10 protein-coding genes and 1 pseudogene are annotated in these 21664 nt (G+C 34.5%); 6 read left to right on the top strand and 5 right to left on the bottom strand.

All coding sequences use genetic code 11. The features are described 5' to 3' along the window. Positions 1-113: 113 nt before the first annotated feature. The 3 genes from ACVWY7_RS16420 to map form a co-directional block, all read right to left on the bottom strand. Entirely contained in the window at positions 114-1514 is a 1401-nt protein-coding gene (locus ACVWY7_RS16420) for a M28 family metallopeptidase (protein WP_000749129.1), read from the bottom strand. Between the two features lie 487 nt (positions 1515-2001). After that, the gene (locus tag ACVWY7_RS16425; protein ID WP_142395537.1) at positions 2002-11898 is read right to left on the bottom strand and encodes a SpaA isopeptide-forming pilin-related protein; all 9897 of its coding nucleotides are present in this window, start codon (positions 11896-11898) and stop codon (positions 2002-2004) included. 828 nt (positions 11899-12726) lie between these two features. Further along, a complete protein-coding gene (map, locus tag ACVWY7_RS16430; RefSeq protein WP_002096176.1) occupies positions 12727-13521 on the bottom strand; it encodes a type I methionyl aminopeptidase in 795 nt (264 codons plus the stop codon). Between the two features lie 157 nt (positions 13522-13678). Between map and ACVWY7_RS16435 the strand changes: the two genes are divergently transcribed. From ACVWY7_RS16435 to ACVWY7_RS16450, 4 genes are read left to right on the top strand one after another with little or no spacing between them, the layout of a single operon-like run. Beyond that, complete coding sequence (locus ACVWY7_RS16435; protein WP_000411151.1) at positions 13679-14581, top strand: ABC transporter ATP-binding protein; 903 nt, start codon at positions 13679-13681, stop codon at positions 14579-14581. Next, a complete protein-coding gene (locus tag ACVWY7_RS16440; protein WP_000646283.1) occupies positions 14578-15312 on the top strand; it encodes an ABC transporter permease in 735 nt (244 codons plus the stop codon). The genes ACVWY7_RS16435 and ACVWY7_RS16440 overlap by 4 nt, the downstream gene beginning before the upstream one ends. Next, the gene (locus tag ACVWY7_RS16445; protein WP_000890390.1) at positions 15313-16443 is read left to right on the top strand and encodes a sensor histidine kinase; all 1131 of its coding nucleotides are present in this window, start codon (positions 15313-15315) and stop codon (positions 16441-16443) included. Continuing rightward, complete coding sequence (locus tag ACVWY7_RS16450; protein ID WP_000619239.1) at positions 16440-17042, top strand: response regulator transcription factor; 603 nt, start codon at positions 16440-16442, stop codon at positions 17040-17042. The genes ACVWY7_RS16445 and ACVWY7_RS16450 overlap by 4 nt, the downstream gene beginning before the upstream one ends. A 12-nt stretch (positions 17043-17054) precedes the next feature. Here ACVWY7_RS16450 and ACVWY7_RS16455 read toward each other — a convergent pair. After that, positions 17055-17378, bottom strand: a pseudogene (locus ACVWY7_RS16455) (bacillolysin). A 408-nt stretch (positions 17379-17786) separates the two neighbouring features. Here ACVWY7_RS16455 and ACVWY7_RS16460 point away from each other — a divergent pair. Both ACVWY7_RS16460 and ACVWY7_RS16465 read left to right on the top strand, forming a co-directional pair. Then, positions 17787-18644, top strand: a complete 858-nt coding sequence (locus ACVWY7_RS16460; protein ID WP_000542903.1) for a helix-turn-helix domain-containing protein — start codon at positions 17787-17789, stop codon at positions 18642-18644. Between the two features lie 89 nt (positions 18645-18733). Continuing rightward, positions 18734-18880 (top strand): quorum-sensing peptide PapR, encoded by a 147-nt coding sequence (locus ACVWY7_RS16465; protein WP_000734719.1) that lies wholly within the window; start codon positions 18734-18736, stop codon positions 18878-18880. 15 nt (positions 18881-18895) lie between these two features. Here the strand turns inward: ACVWY7_RS16465 and ACVWY7_RS16470 are convergent, their stop codons facing one another. After that, a complete protein-coding gene (locus ACVWY7_RS16470; RefSeq protein ID WP_033682004.1) occupies positions 18896-21574 on the bottom strand; it encodes a DUF4084 domain-containing protein in 2679 nt (892 codons plus the stop codon). Between the last annotated feature and the right edge of the window lie 90 nt (positions 21575-21664).

The following is a 21664-nucleotide window of genomic DNA, read 5'->3' on the forward strand; positions in this document are numbered from 1 at the left end:
CGTTACAGTTAATATTGTATACGATAATGAGTAGGAGAAAATATGCTTTTATGCATATATATTTTTTCTCAATAAAAGACCACTGATCTTTATCAGTGGTCTTTCAAAAATGATTAAGCAGCTTTCTGTTCTGTTTGCGTAGCAGGTTGTTGAAGAGTGTTATAAACACCAGTTCCGATTACTTCTAGTGCCATTTTCATACGTTCAGGTGAAATATTCTCAAATACGTTATCTTGAGGTGTGTGATATACCTTTTCAATATGGTAGATTAATGGATTCCAACTATCGACACCCATCCAAATAAATAGAGCTGCAGGAATACCAACTTCAGCAAACGGTACGTGATCACTAGAGCCAAATTTCCCTTGCAGAACAAGGTCATTATTTAATTGTTTACCTGCTTGTAAGGCTGCGTCTGTTACAAGGTTGGGAGAACCGTTAGGCGTCATAGCATATAAATTCTTTGCTTTATCGTAATTTGTTGCGACCATGTCTGCGTTAAAGACACCTAAAATTCGATCGCGTTCTTTTTGGGGTAAACTATTAACGTAATAATCGGAGCCAAGTAAGCCAGTCTCTTCAGAACCAAAAGCAATAAAACGAATTTCTTTATCAGTTTCTACATTTTGAAAAGCGCGAGCTAACTCTAATACTAATCCTGTACCAGAAGCATTATCGTTTGCTCCAGGTGCTCCAACGACACTATCGTAATGTGAACTTACAACGACAGCCTTTTCATTACCTGTACTGTTTTTTGGTTTCTTTTTAGCGATGACGTTTAATGATGTTAAATTAGATTCATGTCTCGCTTTTAGGGAAAGAATTGTTGTTCCTTTTTTAGCGATTTCTTCTTTAAATGCATTTCCTTGCGCATAAGCAAGACCAAAGACAGGGATAGATTGCTTTTTCGTTAGGCGGGGATTGAAAGTTTGTCCGTAGTTTCCACGTCCACCAATTAAACTGTATAAAAGAACACCTTTTGCTCCTTTGCTAACAGCATTTTCAACTTGTTTATTATAGTCAGCTACTGTTGTTCCTCTTTCGAATAGAACAATTTTTCCATTTACTTCATTTGGGATATCCTCTAATTTTGTCCCACCTTGAACAAAGATAAGAGGAGCTGTAACAGATTCTGTAGAAATTAGTGCGTTAGGGGCAGCACCAGCTTGCCAATTACGCTTTGTGGATAATGGTGATTCAATAAATCCAACGTATTGATCCGGCACTTGGAATGGTTGATATTCTACTTCGTAGCCCATTGATTTAAGCTGCATACCAACGTAGCGGGAAGCCCATTCTTCTGATTTTGTCCCGCCAGGTCGAGGACCAATTGTTTCGGATAAGAAACGGATGTGTTCGATAGCGCGGCTTGCATCAACTTGTTTTGTGATAGATGAAGTCTGCTTGATTTCTGACGTAGAATCAGCTTTAGCTTGTCCAATCGGAGCTAAGCTAACAGCGAGTGATACAGCAAGCAAGGAGCTTACTATTTTTTGTTTCAAAGATTTTTTCATTTTTTCCTCTCCTATTCTTCTATTCTCTCTGACTGACAAAAGAAGACGGATAACGACTTCATTTTACCTTTATATTTTTAATTTTTCAATATTCTGACATTGAGAAATAAAAAAACATATGCATATTTGCATATGTTTGGTGGAGATATGTATGCTATCATCTTAAATGAAGGTTCGCTTTCTACTTGGAAAGCTCCTACATTGCATGAATCTAGTGTACCCAAACTTTAGATTATGTAGAGAAAAGAATCCACTGTAGGGTTTCTTTTCTCATGTTTGAATCATGTGATGATAAATATGTTTCCGCATTTCATAATTATCATCAGTGATATATGTAAGGCATCCATATGAAAATACGAGGCTGTTCAAAGGTTTTCCGTACTTTTGGACAGCCTCACCCCGTTAAAAGAACGATACGCTATATATCGTTCTTTTTTGTATAAAAAAACACCCAATCAAATGTTCACTTGATTGGGTGAAAAAAATATTAATAATATTTTTTTCGTTTTGTAGCTAAAACACTTAACAATCCAGCTAATAGAAGAATGATACCGACTGTTTGGGTAGAATCATTTTTGTGACCTGTATTTGGAAGTTCTTTACCTGTATTTCGGTCATCTTGCTGTTTGTTTGTCTGTGTTTTAGGATTTCCGTTTTCTAGTTCTTCGGAAGTTTCCTTACCTGGTTTTTCTTCTTTATTCGGAGGAGTAATTGGTTTATTATCCCCGCCTGATGAAGACTCAACCTTTTTATTTGAAACTGTAATTTGTAGTGGTGAAACTTGGGCTTTTTCAATAGTAAAGCTTATTGGTGATGCATCTAATTGATAGCCTTCAGGAGCTTTCGTTTCCACTAGTTGATAATTACCAGGTTTCAAATCATTTACGATTAATTTACCATGCCCATCTGTTTTTAAACCTTCTCGTACTACTTTTCCATCTTGATCTAAAATATTGAAAATGGCACCTTCAAGTGTTCCGTTATGATCAATATCAACTTTAGTTAACTCCATTGAACCTGTTGTTAAACTATTTAAAGCAGTCACAGAAGTAACTTGAGATTGTCCTTTCGGAATAGTGAAAGGAATTGGCTTAGCGTTTAAATCGTATCCAGTAGGAGCCTTCGTTTCAATAAACTGATAGTCACCAGGACGTAAATTAGAAACAGAGATTTTTCCATCTTTATCAGTAGTTAAATCAGTGCGAACGTCATGTCCGTTAGAATCAACAATTTTAAAGATAGCTCCTTCAAGAGTAGTCCCGTCAATATCATCGACCTTCGTTAATTCTACAGCGCCCTTCGTTAAGCTATTCGTAGCGGTAACAGAAGCTGTAGCGGTTTGACTCTTTTCAACAGTAAAGTTGATAGGAGTTTGATTTAAGTCGTAATGAGTAGGAGCTTTCGTTTCAACGAATTGATAATCTCCTGGACGTAAATCAGAAACAGAAATTTTTCCACCTTTATCAGTAGTTAAATCAGCGCGAACGTCATTGCCGTTCATATCCACGATTTTAAATACTGCTCCTTCAAGAGTAGCCCCGTCGATGTCATCAACTTTCGTTAATTCCACAGCGCCCTTCGTTAAGCTATTCGTAGCAGTAACAGAAGCTGTAGCGGTTTGACTCTTTTCAATAGTAAAGTTGATAGGAGTTTGATTTAAGTCATAATGCTTCGGAGCTTTCGTTTCGATGAACTGATAGTCACCAGGACGTAAATCAGAAACAGAGATTTTGCCATCTTTATCAGTAGTTAAATCAGTGCGAACGTCATTGCCGTTCATATCCACGATTTTAAATACTGCATCTTTAAGAGCAGAGCCGTCAATGTCATCTACTTTAGAAAGTTCCACAGCGCCTTTCGTTAAGCTATTCGTGGCAGTAACGGAAGCGATTTTTTCTTGTCCTTTTTTAACTGTGAACTTAATAGGTGTTTCGTTTAAGTCATAATGAGTAGGAGCTTTTGTTTCGATAAACTCATAGTCTCCAGGTGGTAATTCATCAACAACTAAACGGCCGTTTTTATCAGTAGTTAAATCAGTACGGACATCGTGTCCATCCTTATTAACAATTTTAAATACAGCACCCTCGAGTGTTGTGTTTTCTTCAACATCATCAACTTTAATTAACTCCACACTACCTTTCGTTAAGCTGTTAGTAGCTGTAACGAAGACATGTTTCGTTTGACTTCTTTCGATTGTGAACTTAATAGGTATTTCATTTAAGTCATAATGTTTCGGAGCTTTCGTTTCAATAAATTGATAGTCTCCAGGTTGTAAGTCTTTAGCGATGATTTTGCCGTCTTTATTGGTAACTAAATTCGTACGAATATCGTTACCGTTTAGATCAGTAATTTTAAATACAGCACCTTCTAGCGTTTCTTTCGTATCTAAAGAGTCAATTTTCGTTAATTCAACGCCACCTTTAGTTAAGCCATTTTTAGCAGTAACAGAAACGTGAGTTGATTGGCTTTTCTCGATAGTGAAAGGAATAGGTGTTTCATTTAAATCGTAATCCTTCGGAGCTTTCGTTTCGACGAATTGATAATCTCCAGGACGTAAATTAGAAGCAGAAATTTTCCCATCTTTATCAGTAGTTAAATTCGTGCGAACAACTTTACCTTTCGCATCAATGATATTAAATACTGCATCAGAAAGTTTTGTATCTGGAGTTATATCATCCACTTTAATTAACTCTACAGCACCTTCAATTAAGCTGTTCTTAGCAGTGACTTGTAATTTCTCTGCTTGGCTTTTCTCAATTGTAAATTTAATCGGTGTAGCATCTAGTTTATAGTGCTTAGGAGCTGTTGTTTCAATAAATTGATAATCTCCAGGATGTAAATCAGAAATAGAAACTTTCCCTTTCGCATCTGTCGTGATGCCAGTGCGAACGTCATGCCCGTTGATATCAACAATTTTAAAGATAGCCCCTTCAAGAGCTGTACCGTCGATATCATCCACTTTAGAAAGCTCTACCGCACCTTTTGTTAAACTATTTTTAGCAGTAACAGAAATCGGTTCGGCTTGTCCTTTTTCGATAGTGAAAGGAATTGGTTCTTTATTTAAATCATAATGTTTTGGCGCCTTTGTCTCGATGAATTTATAATCACCCGGACGTAGGTCAGGAACGCTAATTTTACCTTGTGAATTGGTAGTAAGACTCTTGCGAATTACAGTACCGTTCATATCAACAATGTTAAATACTGCGCCTTCAAGAGTAGTACCATCGACGTCATCCACTTTAGAAAGTTCAACGCCGCCTTTTGTTAAACTATTTTTCATAGTCACAGTAGCAATATCTTTTTGGCTTTTTTCAACTGTAACTACAATTGGTTTTTTGTCTAAATCATAATGTTTCGGAGCCGTTGTTTCGACAAATTGATACGTACCAGGACGTAAATTTTCAACAACGATTTTTCCTTCATTATTTGTTTTTAAATCTGTTTTAATCACTTTCCCGTTTTGGTCTAGTAGATTAAATACCGCATCAGAAAGTTTCATTTGATCGTTTAGATCATCTACTTTAAGTAGTTCAATACTACCTTGTTGTAAGCTATTTTTAGCAGTTAAAGAAATAGTTTTCTTTTGTCCTTTTTCAATAGTGAAATCGATTGGTGTTTCATCTAAAACGTAATGCTTAGGAGCTTTCGTTTCGATGAATTGATAATCACCTGGACGTAGGTCATCGATTTCGATTTTCCCTTTACTATTTGTAACAAGATTTTTATGAATTACAGTACCGTTCATATCAACAATGTTAAATACTGCGCCTTCAAGTTTAGTACCATCGATGTCATCTACTTTAGAAAGTTCCACTGCACCTTTTGTTAGAGCGTTTTTAGCCGTAACATGAAGAGTTTCCGTTTGGCTTTTCTTAATTGTAAATTCAATTGGTGTTTTATTTAAATCGTAATGTTCAGGAGCTATTGTCTCAACGAATTGATACGTGCCAGGACGTAGGTTTTCAACAACAATTTTCCCTTCAGCATTTGTTTTTAAGCCTTCTTCAACTATCTCTCCGTCTGCATCTAATAAATTAAATACAGCATTAGCAAGCTTCGTATCAGTATCAATATCATCAATTTTTGTTAGTTCAACGCTACCTTTTTTCAAAGTGTTTTTACCTGTAACATTGATTTCTTTCGTTTGACTTCTTTCAATTGTAAATGGAATCGGTGTTTCGTCTAATACATAGTGCTCAGGAGTCTTTGTTTCAATGAACTGATAGTCTCCAGGACGTAAATCAGGAACGTAAATTTTTCCATTTTTATCTGTAACAAGATTTGTACGAACTTCAGTACCCTTCATATCAACAATTTTAAAGACTGCACCTTTCAGCATTGTACGATCGATGTCATCAATTTTCGTTAATGTGACTGCACCTTTCTTTAAGCTGTTAGTAGCAGTAACAGTAATGTTTTCTTTTTGACTTTTTCCGATAGTGAACGGAATAGGATCGTTGCCTAACGTATAGTCTTTTGGAGCTTTTACTTCAATAAATTGATAGTCACCTGGACGTAAGTCAGAAGCAGAAACTTTACCATGCTCATCGGTAGTTAATCCTTTACGAACCACTTTTTTCGTATCATGAGCATCAACAATGATAAATTCTGCACCTTCAAGAGTAGTGCCATCAACGTCATCAACTTTTGTTAAAGTAACGCCACCTGTAAGTAAACTATTTTTTACAGTGACAGGGACTGGAAGGTCATCCTTGCTACCTTTTTTAATTGTGAACTTAATAGGTGTTTGATCTAATTTATAATGTTCAGGAGCGGCTGTTTCAATAAATTGGTAATCTCCTGGTGCTAAGTCAGGAATAACTAGTACTCCGTGCTCATCTGTTTTTAAATCTTTCGCAATTTCTGTACCGTTTGCGTCTTGTAATGTGAACACTGCTCCAGCAAGAGCGATACTACTCTCCACATCATCTTCTTTAATAAGTTTAACTTTTCCTTTCGTTAAACTATTTTTAAATGTAAGTGGAAGAAGTGTTTGTTGTCCTTTTTCGATTGTAAATTCAATTGGTTCTACATTTACATCATAATAAGTTGGAGCCTTTGTTTCGATAAGTTTATAGTTACCAGGACGTAAGTCGTCTACAACTAACTTTCCTTCACTATTCGTAACAAGGTTCGTACGAGCATCTTCATTCGTATCTCTATTAACGATTTTAAATACTGCACCTTCAAGTGTTTCCTTTTCATCTGCAGCATTTACTTTTGTTAATTCAATACCGCCTTTTGTTAAGCTGTTTTTAGCCGTAACAGTAATTGGTGAAATTCCTTGACTTTCTTTAATCGTGAACTCGATAGGCTTTGTATTTTTATCGTAATACTTCGGTGCTGTTACTTCGATAAATTTATAATCGCCAGGGCGTAAGCCAGTAGCGATAGCTTTACCATCCGCACCAGTTTTTACGTTTTCGCGAATGACTTTCTTTTCATCATTAGCATCAACAATTTTAAATACAGCACCTGCAAGAGCTGTACCATCGATATCATCAACTTTCGTTAATTCAACATCTCCTGGTTTTAAAGCATTTTCAGCTTTCACGAGTAGAGTTTCTTTCTGACTTCTATCGATTGTAAATTCAATCGGTTCTGCTCGTAAAACGTAATGTTCAGGAGCAGCTGTTTCAATAAATTTATACGTACCAGGACGTAGCTTATCAGCTTTGGTTTTTCCATCAGCATCTGTAGTTAGGTCAGTACGAACATCATTATTATTTACATCAACAATTTTAAATACGGCACCTTTTAGAGGTTTTTTATCACCGAATTCATCAACTTTTAATAATTCAACTTCTCCTGTTTTTAAACTGTTTGTTGCCGTAACAGTAGCAAAAGACTGTTGGCTTTTATCGATTGTAAACTCGATAGGCTTTGTATTTAACACATAATCCTTAGGAGCTTCTGTTTCAATAAATTTATACGTACCAGGCTCTAAGTCTTTAACAGTTACTTTACCATCGGCACCAGTTTTTACATTTTCGCGAATGACTTTCTTTTCATCATTAGCATCGACAATTTTAAATATAGCACCTGCAAGAGCTGTACCATCGATATCATCAGTTTTTGTTAAAGTGACGCCCCCCTTAATGAGGTGATTTGTCGCAGTAACAGTAACTGCCTTCTTTTGACTTTTTACAATTGTAAACTCAATTGGTGTTTTATCTATGTCGTAATCTTTAGGAGCCTTTTCTTCAACAAATTGATAGTCTCCAGGGCGTAAATCTTTTGCTTCGATTTGTCCTTGATCATTTGTCGTTAATTTTCCATAGCCGGGGATTATTTTGTTTTTTCGGTCCCGTACACTAAACTCCGCACCTGCTAAAGTTTTTCCATCTTTATCGACTTTTGTTAAAATGGCCGATCCTGGAATCAAACTGTTTGTTGCAGTTCGGTTTATTACTGTTGTTTGATCTTCCGCGATTTTAACCTCAATCAGTCGATCATCTAATTTATAATGTTCAGGAGCAGTTGTTTCTTTTAAGTAGTAAGTTCCTGGTTTTAAATGTTCTACAGTAATTTGTCCTTTGTTATTTGTTGTTAATTTTTCGTGTTCTGAAATTATTTTTTTATCTTTATCAAGTAGTGTGAAAACGGCACCTTGCAGTGTTACGTTTTTGTTCAGGTCATCAGACTTTGTTAAAACTACTTTCCCGACAAACTTCTTATTTGCAAGTTTATATGTTGTAGTCTCTTGTGTACCAAGTTCAACAATTTTCCCTTGTTTTAAATCCCAGCTAATTACATAGCCTTCAGGAGCCTTTGTTTCTTTTAATAAATATTTATCGCGTTTTAAGTTATTAAATTTAGCGATACCGTCTTTATCTGTTGTAATTTTACGGATAACAGTTTTACCTGTACGATCGTATAAAGTAAATTCTGCCCCAGTTAATAGAGTGTTCTTATTGTCGTTATCTACCTTTATAATTTCAAGGTTTCCACGACCTTTAGTAGCAGATCCTCCGCCTGAACCCGAAGACATTCTCACTTCAATCGTTTCAGTAGTTTCTGTGTTCTTAACTGTTAACTGATTGCCAGCGATTTTTGCTTTATTACTCACTTTTTCTTTATCGTCTGCATTAATAAGTGAGCGATATTCTAAAATATAAGCTCGATCAATTTTCTTCAAGAAAGCAATTTCAAAATGTTGCTTTCCGGTATTATTGTCTGTTGTTATTTTGAGTTTATAGTCTGTTCCTTGTTTTAATTCATTTGCTGTATCTTTTGTTACATTTCCATAGTAATCGACAGTTGTAGGATATAAGTGGAATGAATCTTCCACAAGTACTTGATTGTCTGTTGGATCGTCTGTTACAACTGCGTCTGCAATGGTCGATTGGCTTTCATTAATTGCAATACTCCAATTAATATAGTTGTCATCTTGCACAGCTTTTTTAGTAACGAAGCTGCCACCTTTCTTTACTTGAGCATCACCTTTAAGAGTGTTTACAATTTTAGAGCCATCTTTTAACTCTGCCTCGTTTTTGTAGGTGCCTTGGATAAGTTCACCATCAAGGCTTGTTTTAAAGATAATATAGTAAGGTGAATTAATTGATTGTTTGAAATGAACCTTTAGGGTGTTTTTATTTTTCTCTGTAGGTTCTTCAAGTTCATATTTCTCAGTTGGTACAGCATTACCAGGTTGTGCATTATCAGGACTTCCATTTAAAATCATATCGCGTACTTCAATGGATCCTGGTACTAACTTTTGTTTATCTTGTATTACGTCTATAACATAAGGATCTTTAATCTCAACATTATTATAGTTAAAGCCTATTATCCAAGTAATTTCCTTCGTTTGGGCGTTATAAGAACCGTATTTATAACCATTTGCCTTTGTAAAATTATCAGGATCAAAATTAGCTTCAACTTTATTTGATTGTGGATTAGAATCCGTATCTATCCAAGATAGGTTACCTGTATTTTTAAATGAAGTTTTACCACTTTCTAATTTTGTATAATCAAAGTCTGTCGTATATTTTACGACTAATGTCTTTGTCATATTAGACTGATATGTACCTATAAGGGTAATTTTGAAACCTTTATCCGTTACATCTAAAACATAGTCAGTCCCAGCTTGAAGGGTATAATCTCCGTCTTTAATTTCTAGTTTCTTATCTTTTAATTGTAATCCACCATGGTCAAAGGTATCCGTAATGATCGCGTTGTTTAATGAATAGTTGTTATTATTTACCGTAATTGTCCAGATTGTTGTTTTGTCTTTATAGTTTGTTTCAGCTTTATTATTAGATTTAATAATATTTTGCTGCTGGAAGCCAGCCTCATTTTCTTTACTTGAGCCATTATCAGCTGTAACTATATTCTTTATTTTTCCATCTTTTATGACATTATTAGTTGGCTTTGTTTTATAGGTAATTACATAAGCACTATTAATATCCTCATTAAACTGTAAATCGAATCCATTTTTCTTGTTACTTACAGTGTAATTATTAACAGCATCTCCTGTTACAAGCCTTCCTTTATCATCGTATGAAGCGTTTTTCACAACGATAGAATTTACATCTAGTTCATGTGTATCGTCAAAAATATCTTTTAAAAGTGCATCTGTTTTTTTGATATTTCTTTGATCACCGTTGTAAGTAATTGTCCATTCAATTGTTTGGGTCTTTGGATCATATTTACTTGTTTTGTTTAAATGTGTACCACGAGAGACTGTTACAGTAGAGCTTGCTTTTTGTTGTCCTTGATTATCACTCGTTATTGTAACGTTATTTTGGAAGTTTTTTACGTTTTCATCAGTGATTTTTGTGACATATTCGATTTGATATGCTTCTTTAATAGAATCTTTAAAAGCAATTTCCAATTTTGAACCATCTGATGAAATAATTTTGTAATCTGCTGGATCAGCTTCTTTACCACGTGTTGCGTTTCCGTTAACATCAACTTCTAAATAATAAACTTTAATAGAATCCTTATTTAAACTTGTACCTTGTGGGATGTTATCTTTAAAAACAGTGTTTTTAAGAGTGTCTTTCGTTTTGTTCATCTCTACTGACCAATTAATTTCATTTGTATTAATTGGTCTATCAGGTAACCCTTTTTTATTCGTAGTTGTTTGTATATTAGGCTTAAAGTCAACTGTAATAGAAACATCTTTATCTTTAATTGGGAAAGGAATTTCTTGTGTTGTTGTACCTTTAATTTCAGCTTTATTAAATTCGGTCTTTAATTGTAGGTTACCAACAACATCTGGATGTTCTTCAACATAATCGTTGAATGTCATCGTGACTTTTCCATCTTTTGTAACAGTGAAATTACCAATTGGATTGTTTTCACTATCGTATAAAGGACTGTTAATTGTATTGTAAATCTTAAAGTGTTTAGGAAGATCAAAAATATAGTAATCTCCGCTTTTCACATTCATTGATTTTAAAAGTTCCCATGTAAACTCAATGTTGGCAGGGGAATCTGTACTTGGACGGTTATCCTCTGTAAATGGTTTTCCGTCTTTGTCCGTCAACTTTACACCCGTTAAAATGTTTGTTGTTATTTGCTTTGGACCTGAATTTGTACTCTCAGCAGGATCGCTTGCTAGATTTTGTTCTGGGTTATCAGCAGCAGGTTTAGTTGCTGGGTTTTGTTCCGGATTGTCAGTAGCAGGTTTAGTTGCTGGATTTTGTTCCGGATTGTCAGTAGCAGGTTTAGTTGCTGAATTTTGTTCCGGATTGTCAGTAGCAGGTTTAGTTGCTGGATTTTGTTCCGGATTATCAGTAGCAGGTTTAGTTGCTGGGTTTTGTTCCGGATTATCAGTAGCAGGTTTAGCTACTTGACCTGGCACTTGTTTATTAGTATCCTGTTTGGTTCCATCTTCTTTAGAATCTTCTACTTGAATAGGAACTGTTATAGGCTGAACCAGTGTTCCTAAAGGAAAAGCGATTTGAACTGATTTTTCTTCAGTCTTTAAAGTTGGGTTAAACACAGTATCAATTTTAATTTTTCCTTTAGCATCTTTCGAATTTTCTACTTGATCATTAAATATTAGTTTTAATTTATTATCTTTAGCTGTTATAAAATATTGACCAATATTTTTTTGATCTGTTACTAAATCTCCTTGTAAATCTTTAGATACTTTTAATGCAAGTGGTATTTGAATTACTGCTGTATCGTTTGCATGTACAACTTGTTGATCCTTTATTGACCAAGCATATTCTACTTGAATGGTTGATCCTATCTTTATTAAGTTGTTAGGATTTTTTGCTTCGTCAATAATATGATCCGTTGCATCTTTCATCTCAACAGTGTCAAATAATGAAGTTTCCTTTAAAGTCTCAGCTTTTGCCTGATTGTACGGGAAACTAATAAACTGTGAAAATAGTACAAATACAATTAAACATATATTGAAAAGTTTTTTCATTTTGCCTCCTTTGAACATTCATTTGTTCACTGAGGAATATATTCCACATGAACAAATGGAATATAAAAAAAGTTAATTATTATAAAGTATTTGTTGCTACTATCCCTCCGTTTCTATGTACGTTCTCTGACAGAATAGATGTTTAATTAAAGGCATTTATAAAGTAACGTAAAAATCTGGAATATACATAATTCGACAAAAAATGTCGAAAGTATGCTGATAAAAGGAACGATATCAGACCTTTATATACAAGAGCATTTTCTTGTGAATGTGTTATGAACTGGATAGTCATAAAGGTAGGTTTTACGATACATGCTAACCAAAGTAATGTATCCCAAGTTAAAAGTTTGTTTTTTTGTTTTAAAATTATGTGGAAAAAATCTGAATAGGGTTGATTTTGGTTAGGGTGAAGACAATATGCACTTTGAAAATATTCATTTATGTAATATGAAATTGAGATAATTGTATCTTAAGAATGTCACTTATTACATTTATGAAAATTAACTTTCTGCCTAGAGAGAGTTGTACAATTTGTGGACCGAAGTTAAGATGGTACAGTTCCTTTTCGGATTTAGTGGAATATAAGTTATTTATAATATTCGGCTAAATCATTACTGCGGTCATTTTTGAAGCTGTTTTACATAAGAAAAAAGAAGGTATCCCTTTTGATAATAGTGTTATCTTCTCTTAAAGATGATTATGAATAACCTTCGCTAAAGATTATATACTTAAATGATAAAGAGTTCAACAGCGGTTTAACAAATATTTTCCGAAAATTAAAAATGACCGTTTTAGTAGAAAAATTCTAAAAAACGGTCATTTTTAATTTTATATTTCTGTTAAAATAATCGGTTCGCCGCGAGTTACGACAACTGTATGTTCACATTGTGCAACAAGACTTTTATCAGGTGTAACGAATGTCCAACCATCATCGCCACGTTCGATAATGTGATCAGCTTTCATAGAAATGAATGGTTCTACAGCGATAACAAGACCGTCTTTTAGAAGCGCATTATCCATTGGATCAAAATAGCTTAAAATGTGGTTTGGTGCTTCATGTAAGCTAAGACCAATACCGTGACCAGTTAAGTTTTGAATAACATTGTATCCATTTTTATGTGCAAAGTTTGAAACGGCACGACCAATTTGGTTTTGTTTTGAACCAGCTTTCACCTTTTTCATTGCTGCCCAAAAGGCATCAACAGCTGCTTGGCAAAGTTTTTCTTTTGCTTCATCTTCTCCCAGTACAAATGAAATACCTGTATCTGCATAATAACCATCAAGTGCTGCAGATACGTCGACATTTACAAGGTCGCCTTCTTTTAATACACGATCACCTGGAATACCGTGAGCAACTTCTTCGTTTACACTGATGCAAGTTACACCAGGGAAATCATATTCTTTTTCAGGTGCAGAAATTGCACCATGCTCATCTAATACTTTTTTACCGATCAAATCAAGCTCTTTCGTTGTCATACCTGGCTTCGCTTCTTTTTTCATTTCTTCACGTGCAAGCGCAACGATGCGGCCGATTTTTCGTAAGCCTTCTAAATCTTGTTCATTACGAATAATCATGAAAACCACTGTCCTTCCTCGAATATATATCTTACCCGATTGTATCATGTTTATTTTCGTCCTGCTACTCGCTTGCAGTATGCGGGTTGATTCGTCTCATACGGAATACATGACAAATGTCATATCGATGTCATGACGCATCGTACTGTTTCCTAAGTTTTCCAAAGTTTACAATGTAAATATAAGAAACAGCGGGGGTGGAGAGATGGAAAAGATTATTGAAGTAAATAGTGTTTCTAAAACATTTAAACATAAAAAAGCAGTAAATAACGTTTCATTTCATGTGAATAAAGGAGAAATCGTAGCACTACTTGGACCAAATGGTGCAGGGAAAACGACGACGATGTCGATGATGCTTGGATTAAAGGATCCGACGGAAGGAACGGTTTCTATATTTGGAAAGAGTCCAAAGCATAGAGATGTTCGTAATAGCCTAGGTGCGATGTTACAGGAAGTAAGTGTCATTGATAGTATTACAGTGGAAGAGGCAATTGAATTATTCCGTAGTTATTATACGAATCCGGTAGCGAAAGAAACGTTACTACAGTTATCAAATTTAGAATCGGAGCGAAAGCAAAGATGTGAGAAATTATCAGGTGGGCAAAAAAGAAGGTTAAACTTTGCACTCGCACTTGCAGGAAATCCAGATTTGCTATTTTTAGATGAGCCGACAGTTGGAATGGATATTACGTCTCGAAGAACATTTTGGGAAACAATTCGAAAATTAGCAAGTGAAGGGAAAACAATTATTTTAACAACGCACTATTTAGAAGAAGCAGATGCATTGGCAGATCGTATTTTACTGTTTGCGAATGGAAAGATTATCGCAGATGGTACACCAGATGAGATGAAAGCAACGATTTCTCGAAAAACGATTTCATTTTATTCGAAAGAAAAAATTCCTAAGAGTTTACTAAAGGAATTGCCGAATGTAACAGAAGTACAGTCAAATGAAGGACGTTTCATCTTAACAACTGAGGATACCGATGCAACTTTACAAGCAATTTATAAAAGGAATTTACCTGTCACAGACGTTTCTGTTGAACGTGGAAGTCTTGATGAAGCATTTGAACAGTTTGTCGCAAATCAGAAGGGGGAAATAGCATGAAAGCACTATGGATGCAATGCAAAATAGAAATTTTACGTACATTCCGCAATAAATTATTTATCTTTTTCTCATTATTAATGCCCGTTATGTTTTATTACATTTTCACAAACGTTATTCAAGTACCGCAAAACGGTGATGCATGGAAGGCGCATTATTTAATTTCAATGGCTACTTTCAGTATTGTAGGGACTGCGTTGTTTAGTTTCGGTGTAAGAATTTCTCAAGAAAAAGGGCAGGGATGGACACACCTTTTAAAAATTACACCGCTTCCAGAAGGTGCATATTTAACAGCAAAGATCATCGCTCAAACAGTAGTAAATGCTTTTTCAATATTAGTTATCTTTATTGCAGGGATATTAATTAATCATGTGGAGTTAACGGTAGGGCAGTGGATTGGTGCTGGATTATGGTTATTGTTAGGGGTAACACCATTTTTAGCACTTGGAACAGTAATAGGTTCTATTAAGAAGGCGGATGCAGCTGCTGGCTTAGCGAATATTTTAAATATGAGTTTAGCTGTAATTGGTGGGCTATGGATGCCGATTGAAGTATTTCCAAAAATATTGAGAACAATTGGTGAATGGACACCGACGTATCATTTCGGAAGTGGTGCGTGGGACATTGTAGCTGGAAAATCAATTGGATGGGAAAATATCGCGGTACTAGGAGGTTATTTCCTTATATTTGTTGTAATATCAATATATATAAGAAAAAGACAGGAAGCGGTATAAATGTTAGAGAAAAAGAGGATTGAGATTTTTCCGAAACATATGGGTTTCTTCCCGTATATGTGGTTCGTTTATCTATTATTTCCAATTTACCATTTAATGCAGGCGTCAGGGTGGAAGCTTATAATTGGGAGCGGTATGTTGATAATTTTTATTATCACATACCGTCAGCTTTATTTTGTGCAGAGGACGTTTATTTTTTGGGCATGTATTCAAATGATACTCATCTTTTTATTTTCCGTATTTTACAACGCTTTTATGATATTTTTTGGTTTTTTCACAGCAAGTGCGATGGGATTTGCACCAAGTAAAAAAGTATTTCGAGTATTATTAGGACTGTTAATTACAATGCTTGGAGCATTTATATTTGTATATTTTAATCGGCTATCCACTACAAGTTTAGTAAATATCATTCCAATGTTTATTTTAATGCTTCTTACACCATTTGGTATGCGCAACTTTAATCAGAAAAAGATGTTAAGAAATCAATTAAATGAAGCGAATGAGCAAATTAAAGACTTAGTAAAACGTGAAGAACGGCAGCGGATTGCAAGAGATCTTCATGATACGTTAGGGCATACATTATCACTCATTACTTTAAAAAGTCAGCTCGTGGAGAAGTTAATTGTAAAAAATCCGGAGCGTGCAAGTACGGAAGCGAAGGAAATTACACAAACATCTCGCACTGCTTTAAAGCAGCTAAGGGAATTAATTTCTGATATGCGTATGATTACAGTAGAAGAAGAGCTTGAGCAAATAAAAGCAATCTTACAAGCGGCTAATATTGGATTAGAGATCAAACAAGAAACGAGTGCGAGTTCGTTATCACCAATTGAACAAAATATTTTAGGAATGTGTTTACGTGAGGCTGTGACGAATGTTGTAAAGCATAGTAAGGCGACGCGTTGCACAGTTTCTGTACTGGAATCACAAGGTGAATTAATTTTGACAGTAGAAGATAATGGAGTTGGTTTAGTGGATCAAAACCACGATGGAAATGGCATTCGTGGTATGAAAGAGCGTATTGCTCTTATTGATGGGTTTGTTGAACTGGGCACGATCAATCCAGGGACACTATTAACAGTAAAAGTTCCAGTTGTTATTCGAACAGGAAAAGATGAGGTGAGGGCATGATTCGAATTATTATTGCAGAAGATCAGCGGATGCTTCGTGGTGCATTAGGGGCCCTGCTTGATCTAGAAGATGATATTGAAGTAATTGGGCAAGCTGCGAACGGGGAAGAGGCGCTAAAACTAATCGAATTGCTAAAACCTGATGTAAGCATTATGGATATTGAAATGCCAATTCAAAGTGGATTAGATGTTGCGGAAACGTTAAAGAAAGAAAAGTCAGCATGCAAAGTAATGATTTTAACAACATTTGCGCGCCCTGGATATTTTGAACGAGCAATGAAAGCTGGCGTGCACGGATATTTATTAAAAGATAGCCCAAGTGAAGATTTAGCTGCATCGATTCGTAATGTAATGAAAGGAAAACGAGAGATTTCTCAAGATTTAATGTTCGGCTTATGGCAGGAGCAAAATCCGTTATCAGATCGTGAAAAAGAAGTATTGCTACTTGCGAAAGAGGGAAAGACGGCAAATGAAATCGCCAAGGCGCTTTATCTTTCACCTGGTACAGTACGTAATTATATTTCTGAAGTATTAACGAAGCTTGATGCGAAAAATAGAATTGAGGCAATTACAATTGCGGAAGAAAAGGGATGGATATGAAAGGAAGTTTACCTATGAGTGGTAAACTTCTTTTTTCTTGTATACAGCATTTTCGTTAGAGCGTTTCATCTTAGTCGCATCGCTCGGAATTTGAAGTATATCGCGTAATTTAGATTTTACTTCATTTTTCGACAAAAAATTTGTTATAGTAAGATTAGGTTATTGGTCTAAATTTTGGACAACATTACCACTAACAGTTATAATTACTCCATTTTTATCTACTTTTACAATAAGATCTTGACCATATACTTTATAGTTTTTGTAAGTTTGTGCAAGGCGAACTTCGGTTTGATTTTCCTTTATTTCTTTATTTGTAGGTTCGGAATCTACATTCATTTCAGCTGTCACTCACTCTTGTTGAGCTTAGCCTCTTTTATCTCACCTTTTAAATACTTTTTCGCTATATTTTTTTGTATTATTTTGAGGTTGTGTTAATTTTTTAATCGTTAAACGAGGCTGGGCAATCTCAACTTTCACTTTGTTTTTGTCTAATTCTGGGATGTGAATAGCTTTTGCTGATAAAGGACAAAGAATACCGAATGTAACGAAAGCACGGACAAGTTTTCTATAATTTATCTATAAAACGTCTAATCTATTATTGTATGTGAGATGAATTGTATGGAAAATTTGCCGGATTTTATATATATTATGCATTATTTCATGTCAAAAATTGTCGAATTCACATTATTGTAGTGGTATGACAACTTAACAAATTAGATTGTTATAATGGGATGGTGAGTAAGTATGCACGCAGAAAAATTAGGAAATGAAATTAAGAAAATTAGGACGATGAGAGGATTAACACAAAAACAGTTATCCGAGAACATATGTCATCAATCGGAAGTGAGTAGAATTGAATCGGGCGCGGTATACCCAAGTATGGATATATTGCAAGGTATCGCAGCAAAATTACAAGTTCCCATTATTCATTTTTATGAGGTACTCATTTATTCTGATATTGAGAGGAATAAGCAGTTAAAAGATCAAATTATTATGCTTTGTAAGCAAAAGAAATATAAAGAAATTTATAATAGAGTATGGAATGAGTTGAAAAAGGAAGAATATCACCCCGAGCTTCAGCAATTTCTTCAATGGCAATATTATGTAGCTGCTTACATATTGAAAAAAATTGATTACGAATATTGTATTTTAGAATTAAAGAAATTGCTCAATCAACAATTGGCAGGAATAGATGTATATCAGAGTCTTTATATTGAAAACGCAATTGCAAACATTTATGCTGAAAATGGCTATTTGAAGAAGGCTATTGATTTATTTGAAAATATATTAAAGCAATTAGAAGTATTACATGATAATAAAGAGTTTGATGTGAAGGTGAGGCATAATCATGCAAAAGCATTATTCTCAGATAATCAATACGAAGAAGCGCTTTGTCACGCAAATAGAGCTATTGAACTATCGTGTCAAATTAATAGTATGACATTAATTGGACAGTTATACTTTCGAAAAGGTCAATGCCTAGCAAAGCTAGGGTGTGATAGAGCGGAAATTGAAGATGCTTACGAAAAAGCGTGCTTCTTTTTTGATATATTAGGAAACCATACGTTAAAAGAATCAATTATAAAAAAAATGAAGAAATGAAAAGGACCTAAAAAACAAATATGCATAATTGCATAATATATGGATAAATTTTCATGATATATTTAAATAAAAAATGCGGGTGATGGAATATGAAGAAACTACTTATTGGTAGTATATTAACGTTAGCGATGGCATGGGGTATTTCATTAGGAGATACAGCATTAGAGAAAAGTCAAATAATTTCTCACAGTGATCAAGAGGTACAATTAGCTGGAGAGATACCTTATGAATATTAAAAACAACCGTCTTACTTAGACGGTTGTTTTTTTGTGGAGTAACCTCCAAACGTCTTTACTAGAAACGGGCTTGCTAATAAAGAATCCTTGAATGTGGTCACAGTTTTGTTCATATAAAAACTTCCATTGTTCTTCGGTCTCTACACCTTCTGCGATAACCTCTAAATTTAGTTCTTTTGATAGTGTAATAATGGAAGAAATAATCGCTTCCTCTAAAGGGCTAGTTGTAATTCCGCAAATAAATTCTCGAGCAATTTTTAATGTGTTGATTGGATATTTTGTTAAATAAGCTAAAGAACTATAACCGGTTCCAAAGTCATCAATTGAAATTTGAATACCGAGGTTTTGAAGCTGTTCTAGTTTTGCAACTACAGATTGATTTTGATTAATGGCGATACTTTCTGTAATTTCAATATCTAGTGCTTCTGATTTTAACTCTGTTTCTTCTAAAACCTTTGAAATAGTTGGGATTAAATCTGCATGGTTAAATTGAACAACAGATAAATTCACGCCAACTTTTAAGTGAGAGAAACCTTGATTATGCCATCTTTTTGCTTCTAAGCAAGCAGTACGTAAAATCCAATTTCCAAGTTCAATAATAAATCCAGTTTCCTCTGCTAGAGGAATGAATTGGGCAGGAGATACGATGCCGAGTTTTGGATGCTTCCAACGAATTAATGCTTCAAAACCGATAATTTGTTTTGTTTTTGTGCTTACTTGCGGCTGGTATTCAAGGAAAAATTCATTTTGTTGTAATGCTTTTGAAAGTTCTCCTTCTAAGAAGTTACTCTCATTTTGAGCGATACTCATTTCTTTTGAGAAGAAAACAAATCGGTTTTTTCCATTTGCTTTCGCGCGATACATAGCCATATCAGCATTTTTCATTAATTCTGTTACGTTAGTTCCACAATCGGGGTACATTGCAATTCCGATACTTGGTGTAATAGACAGTTCTTCATCTTTAATGAAGAATGGTTTGTTTAAAATATTTAAAATCTGTTCAGCTATAAAGGCCGCACTTTTTTCTGAGTACATATCTGGTAATAGAATTGTAAACTCATCTCCGCCTTGACGAGCAACGACATCCTTTGAACGTAAGCAACCGCGTAACCTCTTTGCGACTTCAATTAATAATAAGTCTCCGACACCATGACCGAGTCTATCGTTAATTTTTTTGAATCGATCTAAATCAAGGAACATGACGGCAACATCATTTGCGCTAGCCTGAGCGGTATTTAAAATGTTTTTTAAATCTTTTTCAAACTTACGGCGATTTGGTAATCCGGTAAGTGCATCATGAAAGGCTAAATGTTCTACTTGTTTTTGTTTTTCATATAAAGTTGTAATATCACGTGCTATACCGAACATCCCAACAACTTCTTTGTTTATGAAAGTAGGGATGAGTGTAATGTGAAGGTAATAGTAATAACCTTCTTTTTCTTTTGTACGAACTTCTAAAGTTTGTGGTCTACCTTCTTTCGTTAGTTGTAAAGCTTTCTGTAGTAAATCATGGTCTTTTGGGTCAATAAAGTGTAAAAGAGAATAGCTTTCTACTTCACAATAGTAGGCAGTAAATAAACTTTCACAAGCTGTATTAGATTGTTGGAAAATACCATACATATTTAAAGAGAAAACAGCATCCGGGTGATCTTCGAATAAAGATTTATAGCGTTGTTCACTCTTTGATAATGCAGATGCCCCTTCTTCTACTTTGCCCTCTAGTTGTGTAGTCAGCTGTTCGTATGTATCGATTAGTGCCTGATTATCTTTCCACATATAAAGTTGTCGTAGGAATAATAAGATGAGTGATAATACTAGACCGATTAACATGAACTTATCATCCCAAGGTTGAAAGATAATGAAAGAAAAAGTAATGATTATACTAAAATAGGGTAATATAAAGCGAACATAATCAAATCGATAATACTTTGTTTTCGTTTCATGCTGTATTGGTTTATCTAAAATATATAGTATGGACGACAAACCGATTAATAAAATTGAAGCAGTATGTATTAAGTAAGAGACTTCAGAAGAAGGTTTTATCCCTGCGTTTAATTGAAACAGGTGTATATATCCGTACACGAGTATAATAGTAAAGCCGATAATTAATGAAATTCTGCTAGAAGAATATTCTTCTCTTCTATATAGACTAATTACGGCGTAAATTACTAATGATTGTGCAATAAAATATCCAATTAAAACCCAAGTATCTGTTGTTAACATACGAAAGCTTGAAATGTCCAAAATAAAAGTTAAGGTAAAATAAATATTCATAATAACGATAAAGATGCTATCGAATGAAAATTGAGCTAGTCCTCTAATAGAGTAATGTTTTATGAACTTTATAGCAAAGCCAGAAAAGAGCAAAATATATTGTACGATAAAAAAGGGCAATGCCTTATATGAGAATATGACTTGGTCATATATAGAAAGTGAATGAAGAAATAGAGTTATCTCCATCGTTAAACCACATAGGCAAGTGCATAGTACTAAAACCCAAAATAGTTTGTCACCGCGCTTCATTTTCTTAATTGCTTTGTATAGGCAATAGCAAGAAAAGAGTGTAGCGAAACAAAATAAGAAGAGAATTCCAATTTCTTTTATATTTAAGTCCTTAGGGATAAGAAATATCCAAAGAGAAAATATAATTATGTACATCGTGACAAAGTGTACGTATTTTTTTTGATTAATCATATTATGACTCCATTTCAATAAAGTTGAATCACAGGTGGAAAATGCTAATTCCAATCATAGCATATAAAATAGGGTGTTTTTTACTAAAAA

This window comes from Bacillus sp. TE9106W, from assembly GCF_054062215.1.